Source organism: Ectopseudomonas guguanensis (assembly GCF_900104265.1).
Taxonomy (GTDB): Bacteria; Pseudomonadota; Gammaproteobacteria; order Pseudomonadales; family Pseudomonadaceae; genus Aquipseudomonas; species Aquipseudomonas guguanensis.
In genome coordinates this window covers 214,991-236,868 of the sequence record NZ_FNJJ01000008.1, presented here as the reverse complement: position 1 = coordinate 236,868, position 21,878 = coordinate 214,991, and the positions used below count along the sequence as shown (strand labels likewise).

Sequence of the window (21,878 nt, the reverse complement as noted above, 5' to 3'; positions counted from 1 at the left end):
TGGTTATGCCCGTATCCTCTAGTGCCAGCCTGCCAGCGAGGCCCCCCATGCAGATCGAGCTGATCGAGATCCGCGATCACCTGAATCGCTTCGCCCCCTTCGACAACCTCCCGGAACAGACACTCGACGAGATTGCCCGCCAGGTGCAGGTCGGCTACTTCAAGGCCGGCAGCGAGATACTCGCCTCCGGCGCGCCGATCCACGAACTGCACTACGTGCGCAGCGGCGCGGTGGAAATCCACCGCCGCGGAGGCGAGCTGCACAACCGCCTGACCGAAGGCGATATCTTCGGCCAGGCCGGCCTGCTGCGTGGCAACAAGGTACGCCTGGGCGCCAGGGCGCTGGAAGACAGCCTGATCTACTTCATCCCCGGCCCGCTGTTTCAACAACTGTGCGACCAGTTCGACAGCTTCGCCGACTTCGTCGAGGCCGAAGGCCAGTCGCGGCTCAAGTCGGCCCTGGAAGACAGCCACGGCAAAGCCAGCGAGCTGATGAAGATCAGGGTGCGCAAGCTGATCAGCCGCTCGCCGGTCAGCGTCCCGCTGGACATGCCCGTGCAGCAGGTGGCGAAGGTGATGAGCGAGCAGAGCGTATCGTCGGTGATCATCGTCAACCCCGAGCGGCGCTGGCCCAATCCGGCGCAGGTGCAGGTGGCCGATCAGCAGAACCAGGTGATGGCCGGCATCCTTACCGATCGCGACCTGCGCACCCGCGTGCTGGCCGAAGGCTTGCCAGGCGATACGCCGGTCAGCCAGGTGATGACCCCCGGCCCGGTCACCGTGCAGGCCGACGAGTCGGTGTTCGAGGCCATGCTGTGCATGCTGCGCAACAACATTCACCACCTGCCCGTGCTGCAGCGGCGGCGCCCGGTCGGCATGATCTCGCTGGCCGACGTGATTCGCTACGAGTCGCGCAGCAGCCTGTACCTGGTCAACAGCATCTTCAACCAGAACTCGGTGGAAGGCCTCAAGAGCCTGCTGCCGGACCTGCACGCGACCTTCGTACGCATGGTCGCCGACGATGCCAGCGCACACATGGTCGGCCGTGCCATGAGCAGCATCGGCCGCGCCTTCACCCGCCGCCTGCTGGTACTCGCCGAGGAAAAGCTCGGCCCCCCGCCGGTGCCCTACTGCTTCATGATCGCCGGCTCGATGGCACGTGACGAGCAACTGCTGCTCACCGACCAGGACAATGCCCTGGTACTGGACGACAGCTTCGACCCCGACCGGCACGATGCCTACTTTGCCGAACTGGCGCAGTTCGTCAGCAACGGCCTGTCGGCCTGCGGCTATGCCTACTGCAAGGGCGGCATCATGGCCAGCAACCCGAAATGGCGCCAGCCGCTGAAAGTCTGGCGCGGCTACTTCAGCCAGTGGATCGAGCAGCCGAACCCGGAGACGCTGCTCAACAGCAGCATCTTCTTCGACCTCGATGGCGTATACGGCAATACCGCCCTGGTGGAAAACCTCAAGGAGCTGCTGGCGGAAAAGGCCAGCGCCACCCCGGCCTTCCTCGCGGCGCTGGCACGCAACGCACTTAATCGAACGCCGCCGCTGGGTTTCTTCCGTACCTTCGTCATGGAGACCGACGGCCGCCAGAAGAACATCATCAACCTCAAGGGCCGCGGCACTGCGCCACTCACCGACCTGATCCGTGTGCATGCCCTGGCCTGCGGCTCCAAGGCGCAGAACTCGCTGGAGCGCCTCGACGCCATCGCCGCCACCAAGCTGCTGCCCAAGGAGGCGCTGGAACACCTGCGCTATGCCTTCGAGTTCCTCAGCCTGGTGCGCATCCGCCACCAGGCCCGTGAGGTCGAGGCCGGCAACCCGCCGGACAACTACGTCGAGCCGGAGAAGTTCAGCTCCAGCGAACGTCACCACCTCAAGGAAGCCTTTCAGGTGGTGAGCAACGCCCAGAAATTCCTGCGCTTTCGCTATCCGGCGCAGCCGATGGCTCGTCCGCAATGAGCGACCATCAGCTGCGCGACTGGCCACGACTGTTCGCCGAGCTGGCGGCCAGCAGCCGTGACCCGCGCCTGCGCGCCTATTACGGCGCCGGCTGCATCGCTGCCGATACGCCGCTGGCGGAGGTGCCGCTGGTGGCGCTGGATGTGGAAACCACCGGCCTCGACCCGCGCCAACATGCCATCGTCAGCCTCGGCCTGGTGCCGCTGAACCTGCAGCGCATCCGCTGCAGCGAAGCGCGCTACTGGGTGGTCAAACCCACCAGCGAGCTGAGCGCCGAATCGGTCACCTTCCACCACATCACCCACTCCGACATCCGCCACGCCCCGCGCCTGGCCCATGTACTGGATGAACTGCTCGAAGCCCTGGCCGGCAAGGTGGTGGTGGCGCACTACCGCAAGATCGAACGCAACTTCCTCGACCAGGCGCTGCGCCAGCACCTGGGTGAAGGGCTGAGCTTCCCGATCATCGACACCATGGAGCTGGAAGCGCGCCTGCATCCCAAGCGCGGCATCAGCTGGTGGGACCGCCTGCGCGGCCGCCGCCCGTTATCCATCCGCCTGGCCGACAGCCGCCAGCGCTACGGCCTGCCGATCTACTCCGCGCACCATGCGCTGACCGACGCCCTGGCTTGTGGTGAACTGCTGCAGGCACAGGCGGCGACGCACTACCCGGCGCATACACCGGTTGGGGCGCTGTGGAGCTGAAACCAACCGCCCACGTTGTAGGAGCGGCTTTAGCCGCGAAGCTTTTGCTTTCCAATGCCGCGTTGCAAGCCGGGCATTAAGTAACGAGGGGGGTGGTTGAGCATAGCGGTACCCATCCTGCGGGCGCCGCGTGAGGATCATCAATTCAGGACAAAGCAGACTCACAACCATGAATCGCCGCAAAAAGATCAAGCAACTGCTCGAAGCCCACGCCAAGAAGGCCAACGCCAAGCTTGCGCCCAAAAGCAACAAACCCAAGTACATCAGCAAAGCGGACAGGGCGAAGCTGGAGGCTGAAGCGGCTCAAGAGCCTCTCGCGCCCGTGGAGTAAAAGTCGGATAGACGGATGATGCCCACGATGAGCGTGGGCAGCATCGAAACGCCAAGAGCATCGCGGCTAAAGCCCCTCCCACATGAGCGGGCTAACCCAGCACCCTGTCTGCCGTATAGATCGCCTCGTCGAGAAACACGTTGACCGCCGGATGATCGCGCTCGCCCTTGCGGTAGGCGAGGAACACGCCGCGCTGGATATCCGGTCGCAATGGCACGGCGGTGACGCCGGGCAGCGGGCGCACCAGGCGCAGGCCGGAGACGATGGAGATGGAGTTGCCCGAGGCGACCATGGCCGCGACCATCTCGAAGCCGGCGCAGTGGGCGTTGATGCGCGGTGCAAAGCCCGAGCGGCGGCACAGGTTGGTGATGAATTCGCCGAAGGAGCTGCCGCTGGAATCCAGCGCCCAGGCTTCGTCGCGCAGGTCGGCGACGGTCAGGCTGTCGCGCCTGGCCAGGGCATGGTCGACGGGCAGCAGCACGTGCAGCAGGTCCTGGGTCAGGGGAATCAGGGCGTAGTGCTCGCGGTTCTCGTCCGGGGTCACGGCCAGGTCGTCGATCACCGCCACGTCGATCTGCCAGGCGCCCAGGGCGCTGAGGCTTTCCTGCGGTTCCAGGTCCAGCACCACCACGTTCAGCCGCGGGTAGGCGCTGCGCAGGGCGCGCACGGTTTCCGCGATCAGCGCCACGGCGATCGAGGGGAAGGCGGCCACACGCAGCTCGCCGGCGATTTCCCCGCGCAGCAGCGCCAGTTCCGAGCGCGCCTCGTCGAGCACCATGAGGATGCGCTCGGCATGTGCCACCAGGCGCTCGCCCGCCGGGGTCAGCACCACGCCGCGCCCGCGTCGCTCGATCAGCGCCACGTCGACTTCGCGTTCGAGCTGGGCGACCTGCTGCGATACGGCCGAGGGCGTCAGGTGCAGCGACTCGGCAGCCGCCGCCATGGTGCGGCAGCGAGCCAGTTCACGCAGGGTGCGCAGGCGGGTGAGGTCCATGGCGCGATCTCAATAGTTAAGGGTCGCTAATGAATACATTAAAAATAAATCAGTATACATAATGATATGACCGTTCTTAGATAGGGACATCCACACGCGCGTAACCGGGCGCGTGTCCACTCAATCGACCAGAAGAACTCCGTCATGGCTATCAGCGTTTTCGATCTGTTCAAAGTCGGCATAGGCCCCTCCAGTTCCCATACCGTCGGCCCGATGCGCGCGGCCGCGCTGTTCACCCACGCCCTGGAGAACCACGGCCACATGCCGCAGGTGACCCGCGTCGCCGCCGAGCTGTATGGCTCGCTGGGCGCCACCGGCAAGGGCCATGGCAGTGACAAGGCCGTGCTGCTCGGCCTCAGCGGCCATGAGCCGGATACCGTCAACGTCGATCAGGTGCCGGTCTACATCGAGACCATTCGGCGCGAGAAGCGCATCGTCCTGGCCGGCAAGCACGCCGTCGCCTTCGACGAGAAGACCGACCTGAAGATGTTCCGCAAGGCGCTGCCGCTGCACGCCAACGGCCTGCGCTTCGCCGCCTTCGATGCCGCCGGCATCCAGGTGCACGAGGCCACCTACTACTCGGTCGGCGGCGGCTTCGTGGTCAGCGAGGCGGTGCTGGCCGATGGCAGCAAGCAGAAGATCATCGCCCCGGATGCGACGTCCCTGCCGTTGCCATTTCGCAGCGGTGCCGATCTGCTCAAGCTGACCCGCGAGCACGGTATCGGCATCGCCGAGGTGATGCGTCGCAACGAGCGCCACTGGCGCAGCGACGAAGAGACCGATACCGGGCTGCTGGAAATCTGGAAGGTGATGCAGGCCTGCGTCGAGCGCGGCTGCCGCACCGAAGGCATCCTGCCCGGCGGCTTCAAGGTGCGCCGTCGCGCGGCGATCCTGGCGCGCAAGCTGGGCGGCTTCCAGCGCAGCTACCTCGATGACCCGCTGCGCATGCTCGACTGGGTCAACCTCTGGGCGCTGGCGGTGAACGAGGAGAACGCTGCCGGTGGTCGCGTGGTCACCGCACCGACCAACGGCGCCGCCGGCATCATCCCGGCCGTGCTGCATTACTACGCCAACGCCATTTCCGGCGCCAGCGAGCGCGGCGTGATCGACTTCCTGCTCACCGCCGGTGCCATCGGCATCCTGTACAAGGAAAACGCCTCGATCAGCGGCGCCGAAGTGGGCTGCCAGGGCGAGGTCGGCGTGGCCTGCTCGATGGCCGCCGGTGCGCTGTGCGCGGTACTCGGCGGCACCCCGGAGCAGGTCGAGAACGCCGCCGAGATCGGCATGGAGCATCACCTGGGCCTGACCTGCGACCCGGTCGGCGGCCTGGTGCAGATCCCCTGCATCGAGCGCAACGCCATCGCCTCGGTCAAGGCCATCAACGCCGCGCGCATGGCGCTGTACGGCGATGGCGCGCACTACGTGAGCCTGGACAAGGTGATCAAGACCATGCGCGAGACCGGCGCCGACATGCTGACCAAGTACAAGGAAACCGCACGCGGTGGCCTGGCGGTGAACATCATCGAGTGCTGATGCCCGGCCTGCCCTGAAAACGCCCCGGTCGATCCGGGGCGTTTTCGTTTGTACAGGCGCACGCCTGTCGCCAAGAGCAACTCACGGCCTGAATCGGTGGCCACACAGGTCGCGTAGACGCCTGTTTTTCCTCATGCCCTGTGAAGGCGGGCAGTTGAAACTTACCGGGATCAAAAGCCGGCCCACCTCAACTTTTCAAAAAGGGGCGAAGGGGCTAATGCCGATCAGCTAAGCGCCGACTGGCTACGATCAGTCCCCTCTCTGGTCAGGGCAGGCCACGTTCAGAGAGGGGTATGACGCTTTTAGAGGTATTTCGGCCCTCTCCCCAGCCCCCTTTCCCGTAAACGGGAGAGGGGGAGCTAAACGCGTACAGCCTTAACCGACTGGCATTAGCGTCGAGGCAGATCGGGACCAACCCAAACCTGAATGGCGGAAATCGGTCTCTGCTGCGCCGATCAATTGCATTTGCCTCAGCCATAAACAACGAAGCCCCTATCGACTGATAGGGGCTTCGTGTTCAGGGACCGCCTGGTGCCTACAGGGGCTGAACGTTCCTCTGGACAGCTGGCGTCAGGTTCAGCGCGGCTCGCTGCACAGGCCCTTGACGATGGCAATGCAGCCAACCAGCAGCACGATGGTGAATGGCAGGCCGGTGGACACCGCCATGGCCTGCAACGCCACCAGGCCGCCGCCCAGCAGCAGGGCCACGGCCAGCGCGCCTTCCATGACCACCCAGAACACCTTCTGCGAAACCGGCGAGTTGATCTTGCCGCCTGCGGTGATGGTGTCGATCACCAGCGAGCCGGAGTCCGACGAGGTGATGAAGAACAGCACCACCAGCACGATGGCGGCGAAGGAGCTGATGGCGCTGATCGGCAGCTGGTCGAGCATGACGAACATCTTCAGTTCCAGCGCGGCCTGGCTCAGTTCGGTCAGACCACCCAGAGCCTGGTGCAGCGCGGTGCCGCCAAAGGTGCTCATCCAGATTACCGAGACCAGCGAGGGCACCAGCAGCACGGCGGTGAGGAATTCACGCACGGTACGGCCGCGGCTGACACGAGCGATGAACATGCCCACGAACGGCGACCAGCTGATCCACCAGGCCCAGTAGAAGGCGGTCCAGCCCTGGCTGAAGTTGGCATCTTCACGGCCCACCGGGTTGGCCAGGGCCGGCAGGTATTGCAGGTAGGCGCCGAGGTTGTCCAGCACACCGGTCAGCAGCAGCGCAGTGGGACCGGCGAGCAGCACGAACAGCAACAGCGCGAGGGCCAGGCCCATGTTCACTTCGGAAAGGATCTTCACCCCCTTGTCCACGCCGGTCAGGACCGAGCACAGCGCGATCAGGGTGATCACGGTGATCAGCAGCACCTTGGTGGTGGTGTCGGCCGGCAGGCCGAACAGCGCATTCAGGCCGGCAGTGGCCTGCTCGGCGCCCAGGCCCAGCGAGGTGACCAGACCGAACAGGGTGGCGAATACCGCCAGGATGTCGATGATGTGGCCCGGCCAGCCCCACACGCGCTCACCGAGCAGCGGGAAGAAGATCGAGCGGAACGACAGCGGCAGACCCTTGTTGAAGGCGAACAGGCCCAGCGCCAGGGCGACGATGGCGTAGATCGCCCAGGGGTGCAGGCCCCAGTGGAAGATGGTGGTGGCCATGCTCAGGCGAGCGGCTTCGGCAGAGTCGCCGGCGGCGCCGCCCAGTGGCGCCCAGTCGGTACGCAGGCCGTTGGCATCCACCGCCGTACCGCCCAGTGCGGTGCCGTAGTGCGACATGGGTTCGGCGACGCCGTAGAACATCAGGCCGATGCCCATGCCTGCGGCGAACAGCATGGCGAACCAGGAGAAGTAGGAATAATCGGGGCGGGCCAGGGTGCCGCCGAGACGCACCTTGCCCAGCGGCGAGACGATCAGGCCGAGGCAAAGCAGTACGAAGATGTTGGCCGAACCGATGAAGAACCAGGACAGGTGCACGGTCAGCCAGTCGCGCACGGCCTTGAACAGCGGTTCCACCTGATCGTGCATGGCCAGCGCCAGCGCGACAAAAATGAAGGCGGTTGCGGCCGATATCAGGAAGACCACGCCGTGGATATCGAGATTGACCAGATAACGGCCACGGATGTTGTCCTGGCCAACCACATAGTCGGTGTCGATGAGATTGACCGCGCCGCTGGGCGCGGGAATACCGTCTGCTGATGAATCGTTCTTGCGGGATACGGGGCCTTGGCTCAAGGGGCTGCTCCTTCTTTTTCTATTCGCGAGCAATGCGGCGACGACCGCTGCCATACGCGGAGCTGACGCTATCAGAAGGAAAATCGGGCCTGCTCTGCGCAAACGCCGCAGGCTTTCCCATTAACGACTGCCCCAGAAATGCAAAAGCGCGCCCACGGGCGCGCTCTCGTCAGTGGCGAACCGGGTGAGTCAGCGCGGCTCGCTCATCAGCCCCTTGACGATGGCGATGCAGCCCACCAGCAGCACGATGGTGAACGGCAGACCGGTGGACACGGCCATCGCCTGCAGCGCCACCAGGCCGCCGCCGAGCAGCAGGGCGATGGCGATCACGCCTTCGATGCTGGCCCAGAACATGCGCTGCGGTACCGGCGCGTTGACCTTGCCGCCGGCGGTGATGGTGTCGATCACCAGCGAGCCGGAGTCCGACGAGGTGATGAAGAACACCACCACCAGCACGATGCCGATGAACGAGGTGATGGCCGTCAGCGGCATCTCGCCGAGCATGCTGAACAGCTTCAGCTCCAGGCCGGCATCCTGCGCCCCGGTGAAGCCATCCACCAGCAGCTGGTTGATGGCGGTACCACCGAAGGCGGTCATCCACAGCACCGAGACCAGCGACGGCACCAGCAGCACGGCGATGAGGAATTCGCGCACGCTGCGGCCACGGCTGACGCGGGCGATGAACATGCCCACGAACGGCGACCAGCTGATCCACCAGGCCCAGTAGAAGGCGGTCCAGCCCTGGCTGAAGTTGGTGTCCTCGCGCCCGACCGGGTTGGCCAGTGCCGGCAGGTACTGCAGGTAGGCGCCGAGGTTCTTGAAGAAGCCGGTAAAGATGGCCAGGGTCGGCCCGGCGATGATGACGAACAGCAGCAGGGCCATGGCCAGGCCCATGTTGATCTCCGATAGACGCTTGACCCCCTTGTCGAGACCGGCCACTACCGAAGCCAGGGCGATCAGCGTGATGGCGACGATCAGCAGTACCTTGGTGGTATCCGTGGCGGGGATGCCGAACAGATATTCCACACCCGCGGCCGCCTGCTCGGCGCCGAGGCCCAGCGAGGTGACCAGGCCGAACAGGGTGGCGAACACCGCAAGAATGTCGACCACATGACCCGGCCAGCCCCATACGCGCTCACCGAGAATCGGATAGAAGATCGAGCGGATCGACAGCGGCAGGCCCTTGTTGAAGGAGAACAGCGCCAGCGCCAGGGCGACGATGGCGTAGATCGCCCAGGGGTGCAGGCCCCAGTGGAAGATGGTCGCCGCCATGCCCAGGCGCACTGCCTCCTCGGTGTTGCCGGCGGCGCCGCCGAGCGGCGCCCAGTCGGTGCGTACGCCGTCCTCACCGACACTGATGCCGCCCAGCGCCGCGCTGTAGTGCGACATCGGCTCGGACACGCCGTAGAACATCAGGCCGATCCCCATGCCGGCGGCGAACAGCATGGAGAACCAGCCCAGGTAGGTGTAATCGGGCGTGGCCTCCATCCCGCCGATGCGCACCTTGCCCAGCGGCGAAACGATCAGCCCGAGGCAGAGCAGAACGAAGACGTTGGCGGCGCCGATGAAGAACCAGGCCATGTGATGGGTGAGCCAGTCGCGCAGGCCGCTGAACAGCGGCTCGATCTGGTTCTGCAGCGCCAGGGCGAGTACTACGAAGATCACCGCGACCAGCGCGGAAATGGTGAAGACCTTGCCGTGAATGTCGAGGGCGAAGATGAACTTGCCCTGAATGTTGTCCTGGCCGATGACGTAATCGGTATCGATCAGGTTGGCCTCGCCGGTCGGTGCCGGGATGCCTTCGTTGGTTTCCGCTGCGGATGGCGGTGTCGTGTCATGCGAAGGGACGTTTCCCATGGTTGGCGTTCTCCTTGATGCGTTTGACTCGCTGAACGAGCGTGAACAGGACGGTTGCCCTCCTCCAATTGAGATCGACCGGACAGGGGTCGAACCGGAAAGGCTAACACATGAATTCCGTTCATTCGGAAACCAAGACACGTGAAAGCCCCGAATAATTCCCTGACAGCTGGCAATTTGCCCGGCACTGCCATTCGCGGCATGGCCGTGGCAGGATGGCGGCGAACGCTGCGCAACACCCACGGTCAGCTGCACACAACCAGTGCAAAGGAAGACCCTGCATGCCCGCGGACTTCGGCATTCCCCACCTGTTCGCCTACCTGATCGCCACCGTTCACGCCCTCGGCGTACTGGCGGCGATCCACGCCGTGCTCACCGTGCGCACGGCCCAGGGCGCGCTGGCCTGGGGTCTGTCGCTGTTCTTCATGCCCTACCTGACGCTGCTGCCCTACCTGGTATTCGGCCGCAGCCGTTTCGATGCCTACGTCAGGGCGCGGCGCCAGGCCGACAGGGAAATGCGCCACGCCATGGCCGCACAGGACTGGCGCCCCTGGGTCGAGGAAGCCAAGGCCGCGCATCTATCACCGGCTTACGATCGCCTGCGGGCGCTGCCGCGCCTGTCGCACCTGCCGGGCGTGACCGGCAACCGCGTCGATCTGCTGATCGACGGCGAGGCCACCTTCGAGGCGATCCTCAAAGCCCTGGCCAGCGCGCAGCAGGTGATCCTGCTGCAGTTCTTCATCATCCGTGACGACGCCCTCGGCCGGCGCCTGCGCGACGTGCTGCTGGAGCGCGCCGCCGCAGGCGTGCAGGTACACGTGCTGTATGACGGCGTCGGCAGTCATGCGCTGCCGCGCGCCTATATCGACAGCCTGCGCCGCGGCGGCGCGCAGGTGCACGCCTTCCCCACGCGCGCCGGACTGTTCAATCGCTTCCAGCTGAATTTCCGCAACCACCGCAAGATCGTCGTGGTCGACGGCGAAATCGGCTTTCTCGGCGGGCTCAACGTCGGCGTCGAATACCTCGGCCAGAAGCCACCCCTGGCGCCCTGGCGCGACACCCATGTGGAAGTACGCGGGCCGGTGGTGGCAAGCCTGCAGGAAGCCTTCGCCGAAGACTGGTACTGGGCCTGCCGCAAGCTGCCGCCGCTGCTGATGCCGAGCAAACAGGACGACCCCGGCCTACTCTGCCAGGTGATCGCCAGCGGCCCGGCGGACCCGCAGGAAACCTGCTCGCTGCTGTTCGTCGAAGCGATTCACGCGGCGCGCGAACGGGTCTGGCTGAGCAGCCCCTACTTCGTGCCCGACGAGGCACTGTTCGCCGCCCTGCGCCTGGCGGTGATGCGCGGCGTGGACGTGCGCCTGCTGCTACCGGCGCGCCCCGACCACCGCATCGTCTACGCCGCCTCCAGCCTGTATGCCTTCGAGGCGCTGCGCGCCGGCGTGCGCATCTTCCGCTACCAGCCGGGCTTCCTCCACCAGAAGGCCCTGCTGATCGATCACGACGCCTGCCTGCTGGGCAGCGCCAACCTGGACAACCGCTCCTTCCGCCTGAATTTCGAGGCCAGCCTGCTGACCTTCGACGAGTCCTTCAACGCCCAGGTGGCGAACATGCTGGAAGAGGACTTCAGCCGCTCGCGCGAACTGGCCAATGCCGACCGGCACAACCTGCATCGCCTGCAGCAACTGGGCATGCGCGTGGCACGGCTGATCTCGCCGATTCTCTGATGTCACGCACGGCGCCTGGTTTAGCCTGCCCCGGGTCCGCACGGAAAACTTTGAACGGGCCCGAAGGCACGGCTATGGTTACCGAAGCGAGCCGCTGTTAGCCGTCAGCGAGACCCTGCCTGACATGAAAACACGCCCTGCCCTGCTGCTCAGTCTGTGCCTGTTCGTTCTGCCCGCCGTGGCGCAGGAAGAGATTCGCGTCGGCGTCGAACTACAGCCCTATCAGCCTTACTCGGATGTACAGGGCGGCGAGTACCGCGGCTACGCCCGCGAGCTGCTGGATGCCTTCGCCGCCGAATACGGCTACCAGTTCGTCTATACGCCGCTGCCGGTCAGGCGCCTGCTCAGTGATTTTCTCGCTGGCCGGGTCGATCTGAAGTTTCCCGACCACCCTCAGTGGAACGCTGATCAGAAGGCCGGCCATGCGGTGCGCTACAGCCGGCCGGCAGCCCCCTACATCGATGGCGTGCTGGTCAAGCCGCAGTATCTCGGCCAGGGCAAGCAGCGCATCGCCTTGCTCGGCACGCAGAACGGCTTCACCCCCTGGCCATATCTGGCAGAGATCCAGGCCGGGCACATCAAGCTGATCCAGGCCAACCAGATCGAATCACTGCTGATGATGGCCGCCAGCGACCGGGTCGATGCGGTGTACCTCAACCCCCGCGTGGTCACCCATCAGCTGCGCCAGATGCGCCTGGCGCCGGACGCCCTAGTGTTCGACCCGCAGCTCGCGCACGTCGAGGATCACTACTACCTGTCGAGCATCCGCCATCCCGAGCTGATCGAGGCCTTCGACCGTTTCCTCGAACAGCGCGCCGAGCTGGTCACGACGCTTCGTTTACGTCATGGCCTGTGAAACGCCGCGCAGGCGCTGCTCGGCGAGCAGGCGCGAACGGCGCTTCTTCGCCCAGATCACCACACCCGTCACGGACAGGCCCGCAACGGCCAAACCGAGCAACGACACCAGGATACGTCCCGGCAGGCCGATGATGCGCCCCGAGTGCAGCGGGAACTGTGCCTGCAGGAAGATATCCCCGGCACTGCCGGTGCCCGGCACATGCGCGCCGGCTAGTTCGCCGGTCTGACTGTCGACGTAGATCCAGGGGTTGCCCAGCCCGGCATCGCCGTGATCGTCGCCCGGCTCGTAGAAGCCGACGCCATACACGCCGAACTCGGCCGAATGGAACAGCCCGCCAGGAGGCGCGTCCCAGCCCAGCCGCCGCGCCTCGGCATCGGCCACGGCGATGGCCTGGCGGCGGTCGATCAGCGGCACGATCTGCTTATCCAGGGTCACCGGCGTGCGGCTGGCGAAGGGACTGGGTGTCAGCGGCGAGAACAGCTCCACCAGCGGGCGCACCACCTGGCGTTCGAGGTTCATCGACACCGAGGTCACGGCCAGCACCAGCAGCAACAGCCAGATCCACACGCCACCTGAGCGATGCAGGTCGAAATTCAGCTTGTAGCCGCCCTGGCTCCAGCGAAAGGCGAACGACTTGCGCCAGCTGCGCAAGTTGGGAAACGACAGCCACAGCGCCACCAGGCAATCGAGGCACCAGACGATGGCGACGATGCCGAAAAACAGCACGCCCAGCTCGATACCGAAGCCGTCCGGGATATGCAGGCTGTAGTGCAGCTTGTAGAGAAACGGCAGCAGGTTCGCCCGGCTCAGGGAGATAGCCCCCCATTCGCGCTGGCCCTGGATGTCGCCAGTGACCGGGTCGATGCCGAGCTGGTTGAAGCCGAGCTCGAAGGCCTTGCCGGTGGCTGGATCGATACGCGGATCGACGAAGATGCCCAGCGCATGGCCGGGTTCCAGCGCCAGCGACATGAAGCTCACCTGCAGGCGCGGATCGCGCGCTTCCAGGGCGTCCACCAGTTGCAGCGGGTCCTGCGCCTGCCCTTCGGTTTGCGCATCGAACAGGTGCGGGTTGAGCCATTCGTCCAGTTCGTGATCCCAGGAAATGACAGCGCCGGTCAAGCCGGCGGTGAACAGGAACAGGGCGATGAACAGGCCGCACCAGCGGTGCAGCAAAACCAGAATCGGACGCATCGAATTCTCTCGTCGAGGCCGCCCGTGCGGGCGGCCCAGGCAGTCAGTATTTCCAGGTCAGGGTGGCGCTGACGTTACGTGGGGCACCGTAATAGGCCTGTGTCCAGTACAGGCTGTTCAGGTACTTCTCGTCGGTGAGGTTGTTGAGGTTGGCCGACACGCTCCAGTTGGGGTCGATGTCGTAGCTGGCCATCAGGTCGACCACGGCGTAGGCGTCCTGCTCGGCGATGCCGTTGTGGATATCGTCCTGCCAACGTACGGCGGCGCCAACCTTGAGCTTGTCCAGTGCCGGAATCCGATAGGTCGCGGCGGTCTTGACCATGTGCTTGGGCGAGTAGGTGACCCCATGCGAGCCGTCGGCATTGGTGATGTCGACGAAGGTGTAGCCCGCATTCAGCTCCAGCCCCTGAATGGGCTGGCCGGAAATCTCGATTTCGTAGCCTTCGCTGGTCAGCCCCTCGACCGCGCGGTAATAGGCGCGGCCACCGATGCTGCCTGCCTGTTCGGCGAAGTTGTCCTGCTCGGTGCGGAATACCGCCAGCGCCACGTTGACCTTGTCGTCGAACAGTTCGCCCTTGATGCCCACTTCGTAGTTCACGCCCTCTACCGGCGCCAGGCGCGAGCCTGCAGCATTGGTTTTGGTCTGCGGATCGAAGATCTCGGTATAGCTGGCGTAGACCGAATACTGATCGGTGATGTCGTAGACCACGCCCGCATAGGGCACCACCTTGCCGCTGTTCTTCGAGGTCTTCGCGACACCGTAATTGGTACCGTCACTTTTCACGTCGACGACACGCGTGCCGGTGATCAGGCTCAGCTTGTCGGTCAAGCTCCAGCGCGCGGCGCCGTACATGCTCTTCATGCGGTCGGTGAAATCGCTGCCGTTGGTAGGCCGGTCGTTCAGCGGTTTGCCGATGTTGCCATGCCACTGCTCCAGCGGCGGCAGGGCAGTGCCAGTGGTGGAGTCGTAATAGGAGATATCGTTCAGCTCCGAGCGCGACCAACTGGCCCCCAGCGCGGCTTCATGCTGACGGCCCGCCAGGCTGAACGGGCCGCTGGCCTGCACATCGATGATCAGCTGCTTGTTCTCGTCCTTGTACTCGGAGGGATAGCTGAACAGGCCGAGGCCGGTATTGCGATCCGGCGTACCGTACATATAGAACAACGAGCCATCGCCCTTCTTTTCCACTCGCGTCAGTACGGTCTTGGCTTGCCAACCGTTGTCGAAGGTGTGCGCCAGCTCGGCAAAGGTGCGGTTTTCCTTGACGTCCCAATAGGCCCAATCGGAGGACGTGCTGGTCGAGCGGGAATAGTCGGTCTTCGAACCGTCGCTGTAGTTCAGCGGCAGCGCACCCCACATCGGCGAGTTGGCATCACTGGTCTGCAGGGTGTGGCCGAGGGTGAAGAGGGTGCGGTCGTCCAGATCGAACTCCAGCACCCCGTGGAAGACGTTCTTCTCGCGCGAGTAGCGGTCGAGGTAGGAGTTCTTGTTTTCGTTGGCGTACACCACGCGGCCGCGGATGTTGCCGGCATCGGTCAGCGCGCCGGATACGTCGGTGTCGATACGGCGCTTGTCCCATGAACCGGCGGTCAGGTCGACGCGCGCCTGCGGTGCCAGGGTTGGCCGCTTGCGCACGAAGTTGACGGTCGCCGAGGGGTTGCCGGTGCCCGACATCAGGCCGTTGGCGCCGCGAATCACCTCCACGCGCTCGTACATGGCGGTATCCAGATCACCCTCGACGTTGCCATAGACGAAGGGCACGGCGATGCCGTCGTACTGGAAGTTGGTGATGTCGAAGCCGCGGGCGGTGTAGTAGGTGCGATCGGTTTCGACCTCCTGCACCTGCACGCCCGGCACGGCCTTGAGCGCATCGTTGACGCTGGTGAGCTTGAAGTCGCGCAGCTGGGCGCCGCTCAGGGTGGAAATCGCCTGCGGAGTCTGCCTTGGGGTCAGGTCGAGCTTGGTCGCAGCGCTGCTGGGCGTGGATTTGTAACTGTCGACCTCGTTCGCTGCAGTGCTGCCAACGACGGTCTGGGCATCCAGTTCGAGCTGCTGCTCGGCGGCCGCGGCATGATGGAAACTGCAGGCGGCCGCGATCGCCACGGCCAGGCGGGTTTTTCTGCTGAACAAGGGACATTCTCCTGATGCGCTGTCGATAGCCGCCGATAGTCCCTTCGCAGCTGTTGGCCTCACTGGCAGGCATCTGCGAATCGCAAATGCAAATAATTAGCGACAAAATTCTCGCAGCAGAAGAACGGCCCAGTCAATGCGAATTATTTACATACTCGTTATCTGCTCAGTTCCTTCCCAGTGCGCCACAATCGGACCCGACCCAGCGTGCACGGGTTTCCATGCTGCTTGGCTGGCCGTTGTAGGTGCCTTTGACCTGGGTAGTGAACTCCTTGTCGCTGATGAAGCGCGTCTCCCCTTCGCCCTGAGCGTCCGGGCAGTTGAAGCGGAACTTCCACAGCGTCGCGCTGCGTTCGAGGAACTCGTTGCTGCAGTCGGAGTCGTCGTGCAGGGGGATTTCCTGAGCCTTGATCTGCTCGGCGGTCAGGCACATCTGCACGCCACCGGCGCCGAGGCTGAGGCCCTGCTCGGCCATCATGCTCTCCATCATCTGTCGCTGTTCGGGCGGCAGGTTCTGCATCTGCGCCAGCATTTCCTGCATGCCGGGCATGGCCTGGCCGCCCACCTGCATGTCTTGCGAGCTGATCTCCCAGACGCCGGGCTGGATATTCAGGGCGCTGGCCGTTAGCGGTGACAGACAGAGAGCGAGCGGAAGAGCGAAACGAAAGGTGGGGCGCATGGCGAATCTCCTTGGCAGGTGGTTGGCCAAGCCTAGCAGGCCGCAGATGAACAAAACCCCCATGGGCACACACCACACGGGGGTTCTCTTCTTTTTTGATCCGGCACTTGTGGCGCCGGAAGCCTGGGTCCGCTCTGGCGAACCTAGCCCGCGTCGGCCGCGGGGGAGCTCAGCTCGCAGCTCCAGAGTTCCAACGCCGGCTGGCTCGCTTGTGGCGGGCCGAGCCAGTCGCTCATTGGGCGACAACGCTGGTCGATACACAGTTGGTAATCCCCGGCTTCGGGCGTACGCCCGACTCGCAGGGGTTGCAAGGGCGGAAGCTGACGCTGGTAGTGCCAGCTGCCATTGCGCAGTTCGGCGCCGTCGGGAATCTCCATTCCGGCGCCGGAACCCTTGACCCGCGCCTCGCCGAGCACCAGGCCCTCGGCGGTGACGCGGTAATCCTCTTCCCAGCGCACCTTCTCTATGGTGTGGGTCCAGGCCAGGGTGAAGGCCGGCGTGGGCAGCTCTGCCCACACCGCGCCGGCCAACCCCAGGCACAGGCCGATCACGCGGTCGCTGCCTCGGCGCGACAGGCGCGCCACAGGTGCTGAGCGATGAAGATGGCGCTGAGGGCAAAGCCGATTTCGTCACTGATCGGCGTGGCCAGGATCAGGCTGGCACCGGCGGCCAGACCCAGGATGCGCTCCCACCAGGCCAGCCTGGCCTGCAGGAAGCCGGTGAACACCACGCCCCAGATGCCGATGGCCAGTGCCGCCTTGAACAGCACATAGAAGGTCGCCAGCAGGCTGTCACCCTGCAACATCAGCGCCGGCGAATACACCGCCATGAACGGCACGACGAAACCGGCAATGGCGATGCGCACCGCCCAGAAGCTGATCTTCAGACCACGCTCCTTGGCGATCGGCGCGGCGGCGAAGCAGGCCAGCGCTACCGGCGGGGTGAGGTCGGCCATGATGCCGAAGTAGAAGACGAACATGTGCGAGACGATCAGCGGCACGCCCAGTTCCAGCAAAGCCGGCGCGGCAATCGAGCTGGTGATGATGTAGTTGGGGATGGTCGGGATACCCATGCCCAGCACCAGGCAGGTGAGCATGGTCAGCACCAGCGACAGGAACAGGTTGTCCTGGCCGATGGCGAGGATGTAGCCGGCGAAGGTGGAGGCCACCCCGGTCAGCGACACCACACCGATGATCACGCCGACCAGGGCACAGGCGATACCCACCGGTACGGCATGGCGCGCACCTTCGACCAGCGCGTGCAGGCACAGGGTCAGGGTTTCACGGCCGCCCTTGACGAACCAGCACACCGCCACCAGCGCCGCGATGACGCCGAACACCACGCCGATACCGAGCTGGAAGAATCCGGCGCAGAGCACGCCCAGGGCGATCCAGAAGGCGAAGCGCATGACCTTGGACGAGACCCGCAGGATGATCGCCGAGCCGAGGATGACCATGGCGGTCAGGGCCAGGCCGACGGTGCCGGAGAACAGCGGCGTACGCCCGGAGAACAGCAGGTAGATGAGGATGAACAGCGGGATCAGCAGGAACCAGCTCTCACGCACGGCCTTCCACGGGTTCGGGCATTCGTCCTTGGGCAGGCCGCGCAGGTTGGCGCGCTTGGCTTCCAGATGGACCATCCAGAACACCGAGCCGAAGTACAGCAGCGCCGGGATTAGCGCGGCCTTGGCCACCTCGAAGAACGGCACGTTGATGGTCTCGGCCATGATGAAGGCCACGGCGCCCATGATCGGCGGCATGATCTGGCTGCCCATCGACGAGGTCGCCTCGACGCCGCCGGCGAAAGCCGGGCGGTAGCCGAAACGCTTCATCAGCGGAATGGTGAACTGCCCGGTGGTGACCACGTTGGCCACGCCGGAGCCGGTGATGGTGCCCATCAGCGCCGAGGACACCACCGACACCTTGGCCGGGCCGCCGACCTTGTGGCCGAACAGGCCCATGGCGAAGTCGGTGAAAAGCCTGATCATCCCGGCCTGCTCGAGGAAGGCGCCGAACAGGATGAACAGGAAGATGTAGGTAGCCGAGACGTAGGTCGGCGTGCCGTACAGACCTTCGGTGCCGAAGGCCAGCTGGTTGACGATCTGGTCGAAGCCGTAGCCGCGGTGCATCAGGTCGCCCGGCAGGTACTGGCCGAGCATGCCGTAGGCAAGAAACAGCGCGCAGATGATCGGCAGGGCGATGCCCATGACCCGGCGTGCGGCCTCGAACACCAGCACGATGAGGGTGATGCCGATGATCATGTCGCCAGTGGTCATGTCACCGGAACGCTGGATCAGGTCCGCCTCGAAATACCACTGGTAGATGGCCGTGGCCATGCCGGCCAGGCCCAGCAGCCAGGCCAGCGGCTGCCAGGGGCGCCTGGTACCGAAGGCCGGGAAGCTGATGAACACCAGCAGCAGCAGGAAGCCGACGTGCACCGCGCGCAGCACCTGGGTGGATACCGGGTGGAAGGCGGCGGTGACGATCTGGAAGATGGAAAACAGCAGCGCGACGGCGAACAGCGCCTTCGGCCAGTCGGACGGGCTGGCGCCCATGCCCTGATTCTGCTCACTCATGGAGTGCAAACCTCATGACTACTTCGATTGCGGTGACAGAGTCGCCAACAAAACCTACCGCCTGTGAACGCCGGTTTTATTCGCGATTCTGCGGACTCTGTGCGTTCCGGCCTTTGCGCTGAAGGAGCGGACCTATCCGCGATTTGCTCGCGAACATCGCGGCTGAAGCCGCTCCTACAAGAGCAGGGTTGGCGTGGATGCAGAGCGATCGGGCCGCGACTCAGGTCGCGGCCTGAAACGGCATCAGAGCGCGCCGGCTTCCTTGTAGAAGCGCTCGGCACCCGGGTGCAGCGGGATCGGCAGGTTCTTGGTGGCGCTTTCCAGCTTGATGTCCTTGGCCGCGGAGTGGGCGGTGCCCAGGCGCTCGAGGTTGTCGAACATCAGCTTGGTCATCTGGTAGGCCACCTCGTCGGAGACGCCTTCATGAGTGACCAGGATGTTGTTGATGGCCACGGTGGGCACGTCGGCGTCCTGACCGTCGTAGGTGCCGGCCGGGATGGTGGCGGCCTCGTAGGCGGCGTTGTCGATCTTCGCGGTCACTTCGGCCGGGATGGCGACGAAGCTGATCTTCATGGTCGAGGCCAGGTCACGGATGGCGGCCATGCCCAGACCGGAGGACTGCAGGGTGGCGTCCAGCTGGCGGTTCTTGATCAGCTCCACGGACTCGGCGTAAGGCAGGAACTCGACCTTGCCCATGTCCTTGTAGCTCAGACCGGCGGCTTCGAAGATGGCGCGGGCGTTGAGCTCGGTGCCGGACTTCGGCGCGCCGACGGAGATGCGCTTGCCCTTGAGGTCTTCCAGGGTCTTGATGCCGGATTCGGCGTTGGCAACGATCTGGATGTAGTTCGGGTAGGTGCCGGCGATGGCGCGGATCTTCTTCAGCGGCGCCTTGAAACCGGCGTCTTCCACGCCGTTCCAGGCATCGGCCACCGAGTCGCCGAGGGCGAAGGCCAGCTCGCCACGGCCGGCTTCGAGCAGGTTGAGGTTTTCCACCGACGCCTTGGTCGCCTGCACCGAGGTCTTGGCGCCGTCGATGCCGTTGCTGTACAGCTGCGACAGGGCCACGCCGATCGGGTAGTACACGCCGCTGGTGCCACCGGTAAGCACGTTGATGAAGGTTGGGGCAGCGAGCACCGCGGTGCTGGCAGTGATGGCCGCAGCCGCGGCGAACAGGCTGATTTTCTTGGTCAGTCGCATGGAAGTATCTCCGTCGTTGTTATGGCTTTATGCAGAGTTTCACTCGACGCGCCGAGGCGACGCCGGCGTCGCGCGATCAGCAGCGCGGGGTGCAGCGTTGGACAAGAGCCGCGGCGAACGCGGTAGGAAGACGGCCCATGCAAAGCAGCGAGTGCGGCATGGCGCGAGGGGCATGGCAGTTCATGGGGCTGACCTCTTGTCGTTGTTATGGTCGCCGCGTCGGCAGGCTGCCGCGCGGCTACAACGGACATAGCAGATGCCGTGCCAGAGGCTGAAAGGCGCGATCTAGAGCGGTCTTGTTGCAAGACCCAAGGGTCACTGAGCGGGAAATCGCCTACATCTGTGACCGAGTCGGCAAAAATCCGCTTATCGCGTTATGCGCCCTGCAGGAGCCGCGCCTCGCGGCGAATGGCGGCCATCCCAAAATAAAAGCTTCGCCCCGGGGCGGGGCTCCCACAGATCAAGCCGGCTCCGGCAGGCGGTGCTTTATTCCTCGCCGCTGGGCAGGTAGTCACCGCGCGCCAGGCCGTGGCGCTGCATCTTCTCGTTGAGGGTGCGGCGCGGTAGCTGCAGCATCTCCATCACCGCGGTGATGTTGCCCTGGCATTGCAGCAGGGCGTTGTGCAGGCACTGCGCTTCGAAGGCCTCCATCTGCTGCGCCAGCGCCTGGCCGGCGAAGCGCTCGGCCGGCGGCGGGCTGGATAGGCCCAGGGCATGACGCTCGGCGGCGTTGATCAGCTCGCGCACATTGCCCGGCCAGTCATGCCCGAGCAGGCGCGCCAGCTCGCTTGGCGCCAGCGGCGGCGCCTCGCGGCCGTGACGCTCGGCGGCACTGCGGGCGAAATGCTCGAACAGCAGCGGAATGTCCTCGCGACGCTCGCGCAGCGGTGGAATGTGCAGGGTGGCGACGTTCAGGCGGTACACCAGGTCTTCGCGGAAGCGCCCCGCCCTTGCCTCGTCGAGCAGGTCCGGCTTGGCCGCGCTGATCACCCGCAGATCGACCTGGATGCTCTTGTTCGAACCGAGGCGCTCCAGGGTCTTCTCCTGCAGCACCCGCAGCAGCTTGACCTGCTGCGCCAGCGGCAGGCTCTCCACTTCATCGAGGAACAGGGTGCCACCGTCGGCATGCTCGATGCGGCCGATGCGCCGCGCCTGGGCACCGGTGAAGGCGCCACTCTCGTGGCCGAACAGCTCGCTTTCGAAAATGGTCTCGGGAATCGCCGCGCAGTTGAGCGCGGCGAAAGCCTTGCCAGCGCGCGGGCTGAAGTCGTGCAGGCAACGCGCCACGCGCTCCTTGCCGCTGCCGGTCTCGCCGCGAATCAGTACGTTGACCGAGGTGCCGGCCAGTTCGAGGATCTGCCGGCGCAGGTTTTCCATGGGTCGAGAGATGCCGATCAGCTGGCTTTCGATGCGGCCCTTGTCGGCCACCTGCCGGCGCAACTGACGGTTCTCGCAGACCAGACGGCGCTTGTCCAGCGCGCGGCGCACGCTGTCGAGCAGGCGTTCGGGGGTGAAGGGTTTCTCGATGAAGTCATAGGCGCCCTGGCGCAGCGCCTGCACCGCCATGGGCACGTCGCCGTGGCCGGTGACCAGGATCACCGGCAGGTCGCGGTCCAGCTCGACCAGCCGCTCGAGCAGCTGCAGGCCATCGCTGCCGGGCATGCGCACATCGCTGACGATGATGCCGGGGAAGTCGCGGTCCACCGCAGCCAGGGCTTCGGCCGCGCTGGCGCAGGTACGCACCTCGAAACCGGACAGCTGCAGCCACTGCTGCACCGCTTCGCGAATCGCCGCTTCGTCGTCGACCACTATGACCTGAGCGCTCATGGCACCTCCTCTTCAGAACGGCGGGCAGTGTAGCCCGACGAATGCGATCCGGGGGAACGACCGGTGCGCGCGGCGCA

16 protein-coding genes are annotated in these 21,878 nt (G+C 65.0%); 6 read left to right on the top strand and 10 right to left on the bottom strand.

Annotated features, from left to right (window positions below):
• Positions 1 to 47: 47 nt before the first annotated feature.
• The 3 genes from BLS61_RS13815 (at position 48) to BLS61_RS13805 (ending at position 3,002) form a co-directional block, all read left to right on the top strand.
• Positions 48 to 1,967, top strand: coding sequence for a DUF294 nucleotidyltransferase-like domain-containing protein (locus BLS61_RS13815; protein ID WP_090431740.1), 1,920 nt, complete (start codon positions 48 to 50; stop codon positions 1,965 to 1,967).
• A complete protein-coding gene (locus tag BLS61_RS13810) occupies positions 1,964 to 2,671 on the top strand; it encodes a 3'-5' exonuclease (protein WP_090431738.1) in 708 nt (235 codons plus the stop codon). Before BLS61_RS13815 ends, BLS61_RS13810 begins: the two co-directional genes overlap by 4 nt.
• Positions 2,672 to 2,840: 169 nt before the next feature.
• The gene (locus BLS61_RS13805; RefSeq protein ID WP_090431736.1) at positions 2,841 to 3,002 is read left to right on the top strand and encodes a DUF2986 domain-containing protein; all 162 of its coding nucleotides are present in this window, start codon (positions 2,841 to 2,843) and stop codon (positions 3,000 to 3,002) included.
• A gap of 91 nt (positions 3,003 to 3,093) precedes the next feature.
• On the opposite strand, the gene BLS61_RS13800 is transcribed toward BLS61_RS13805, so the two are convergent.
• Entirely contained in the window at positions 3,094 to 3,996 is a 903-nt protein-coding gene (locus BLS61_RS13800; RefSeq protein WP_090431734.1) for a LysR family transcriptional regulator, read from the bottom strand.
• Between the two features lie 144 nt (positions 3,997 to 4,140).
• Between BLS61_RS13800 and BLS61_RS13795 the strand changes: the two genes are divergently transcribed.
• Positions 4,141 to 5,529 carry an L-serine ammonia-lyase gene (locus BLS61_RS13795; protein ID WP_090431732.1) on the top strand — a complete coding sequence of 463 codons (1,389 nt, stop codon included), beginning with the start codon at positions 4,141 to 4,143 and terminating at the stop codon, positions 5,527 to 5,529.
• 576 nt (positions 5,530 to 6,105) lie between these two features.
• Here BLS61_RS13795 and BLS61_RS13790 read toward each other — a convergent pair.
• Entirely contained in the window at positions 6,106 to 7,758 is a 1,653-nt protein-coding gene (locus BLS61_RS13790; RefSeq protein ID WP_090431730.1) for a BCCT family transporter, read from the bottom strand.
• 189 nt (positions 7,759 to 7,947) lie between these two features.
• The gene (locus BLS61_RS13785) at positions 7,948 to 9,615 is read right to left on the bottom strand and encodes a BCCT family transporter (protein WP_090431728.1); all 1,668 of its coding nucleotides are present in this window, start codon (positions 9,613 to 9,615) and stop codon (positions 7,948 to 7,950) included.
• A gap of 281 nt (positions 9,616 to 9,896) precedes the next feature.
• Here BLS61_RS13785 and cls point away from each other — a divergent pair, with 281 nt between their 5' ends.
• A complete protein-coding gene (gene cls, locus BLS61_RS13780; protein ID WP_090431726.1) occupies positions 9,897 to 11,342 on the top strand; it encodes a cardiolipin synthase in 1,446 nt (481 codons plus the stop codon).
• Positions 11,343 to 11,466: 124 nt separating this feature from the next.
• Positions 11,467 to 12,198, top strand: coding sequence for a substrate-binding periplasmic protein (locus BLS61_RS13775; protein WP_090431724.1), 732 nt, complete (start codon positions 11,467 to 11,469; stop codon positions 12,196 to 12,198).
• Here the strand turns inward: BLS61_RS13775 and BLS61_RS13770 are convergent.
• The 7 genes from BLS61_RS13770 to BLS61_RS13740 all read right to left on the bottom strand — a co-directional run bounded on the left by BLS61_RS13770 (position 12,181) and on the right by BLS61_RS13740 (position 21,801).
• On the bottom strand, positions 12,181 to 13,392 hold the full coding sequence (locus BLS61_RS13770) for a PepSY-associated TM helix domain-containing protein (RefSeq protein WP_090431722.1): 1,212 nt from the start codon (positions 13,390 to 13,392) through the stop codon (positions 12,181 to 12,183). The genes BLS61_RS13775 and BLS61_RS13770 overlap by 18 nt on opposite strands.
• Positions 13,393 to 13,435: 43 nt before the next feature.
• Positions 13,436 to 15,523 carry a TonB-dependent siderophore receptor gene (locus BLS61_RS13765; protein ID WP_090431720.1) on the bottom strand — a complete coding sequence of 696 codons (2,088 nt, stop codon included), beginning with the start codon at positions 15,521 to 15,523 and terminating at the stop codon, positions 13,436 to 13,438.
• Between the two features lie 166 nt (positions 15,524 to 15,689).
• Positions 15,690 to 16,202, bottom strand: coding sequence for a DUF3617 domain-containing protein (locus tag BLS61_RS13760; protein WP_090431718.1), 513 nt, complete (start codon positions 16,200 to 16,202; stop codon positions 15,690 to 15,692).
• Positions 16,203 to 16,345: 143 nt separating this feature from the next.
• Positions 16,346 to 16,753: a DUF1850 domain-containing protein gene (locus tag BLS61_RS13755; RefSeq protein ID WP_090431835.1), complete on the bottom strand. Its 408-nt coding sequence runs from the start codon at positions 16,751 to 16,753 to the stop codon at positions 16,346 to 16,348.
• On the bottom strand, positions 16,750 to 18,777 hold the full coding sequence (locus tag BLS61_RS13750; protein ID WP_090431716.1) for a TRAP transporter permease: 2,028 nt from the start codon (positions 18,775 to 18,777) through the stop codon (positions 16,750 to 16,752). Before BLS61_RS13750 ends, BLS61_RS13755 begins: the two co-directional genes overlap by 4 nt.
• Positions 18,778 to 19,020: 243 nt before the next feature.
• Positions 19,021 to 19,974 carry a TAXI family TRAP transporter solute-binding subunit gene (locus BLS61_RS13745; protein ID WP_090431714.1) on the bottom strand — a complete coding sequence of 318 codons (954 nt, stop codon included), beginning with the start codon at positions 19,972 to 19,974 and terminating at the stop codon, positions 19,021 to 19,023.
• 486 nt (positions 19,975 to 20,460) lie between these two features.
• Complete coding sequence (locus tag BLS61_RS13740) at positions 20,461 to 21,801, bottom strand: sigma-54-dependent transcriptional regulator (RefSeq protein ID WP_090431712.1); 1,341 nt, start codon at positions 21,799 to 21,801, stop codon at positions 20,461 to 20,463.
• Positions 21,802 to 21,878 lie beyond the last annotated feature (77 nt).

What these genes read in the sequence shown, in the direction of transcription:
- BLS61_RS13760 (WP_090431718.1), bottom strand. Translation starts at nt 16,202, where the DNA reads ATGCGCCCCACCTTTCGTTTCGCTCTTCCGCTCGCTCTCTGTCTGTCA.
- BLS61_RS13740 (WP_090431712.1), bottom strand. Translation starts at nt 21,801, where the DNA reads ATGAGCGCTCAGGTCATAGTGGTCGACGACGAAGCGGCGATTCGCGAA.
- BLS61_RS13770 (WP_090431722.1), bottom strand. Translation starts at nt 13,392, where the DNA reads ATGCGTCCGATTCTGGTTTTGCTGCACCGCTGGTGCGGCCTGTTCATC.
- cls (WP_090431726.1), top strand. Translation starts at nt 9,897, where the DNA reads ATGCCCGCGGACTTCGGCATTCCCCACCTGTTCGCCTACCTGATCGCC.
- BLS61_RS13815 (WP_090431740.1), top strand. Translation starts at nt 48, where the DNA reads ATGCAGATCGAGCTGATCGAGATCCGCGATCACCTGAATCGCTTCGCC.
- BLS61_RS13745 (WP_090431714.1), bottom strand. Translation starts at nt 19,974, where the DNA reads ATGCGACTGACCAAGAAAATCAGCCTGTTCGCCGCGGCTGCGGCCATC.
- BLS61_RS13810 (WP_090431738.1), top strand. Translation starts at nt 1,964, where the DNA reads ATGAGCGACCATCAGCTGCGCGACTGGCCACGACTGTTCGCCGAGCTG.
- BLS61_RS13775 (WP_090431724.1), top strand. Translation starts at nt 11,467, where the DNA reads ATGAAAACACGCCCTGCCCTGCTGCTCAGTCTGTGCCTGTTCGTTCTG.
- BLS61_RS13750 (WP_090431716.1), bottom strand. Translation starts at nt 18,777, where the DNA reads ATGAGTGAGCAGAATCAGGGCATGGGCGCCAGCCCGTCCGACTGGCCG.
- BLS61_RS13795 (WP_090431732.1), top strand. Translation starts at nt 4,141, where the DNA reads ATGGCTATCAGCGTTTTCGATCTGTTCAAAGTCGGCATAGGCCCCTCC.
- BLS61_RS13785 (WP_090431728.1), bottom strand. Translation starts at nt 9,615, where the DNA reads ATGGGAAACGTCCCTTCGCATGACACGACACCGCCATCCGCAGCGGAA.
- BLS61_RS13800 (WP_090431734.1), bottom strand. Translation starts at nt 3,996, where the DNA reads ATGGACCTCACCCGCCTGCGCACCCTGCGTGAACTGGCTCGCTGCCGC.
- BLS61_RS13805 (WP_090431736.1), top strand. Translation starts at nt 2,841, where the DNA reads ATGAATCGCCGCAAAAAGATCAAGCAACTGCTCGAAGCCCACGCCAAG.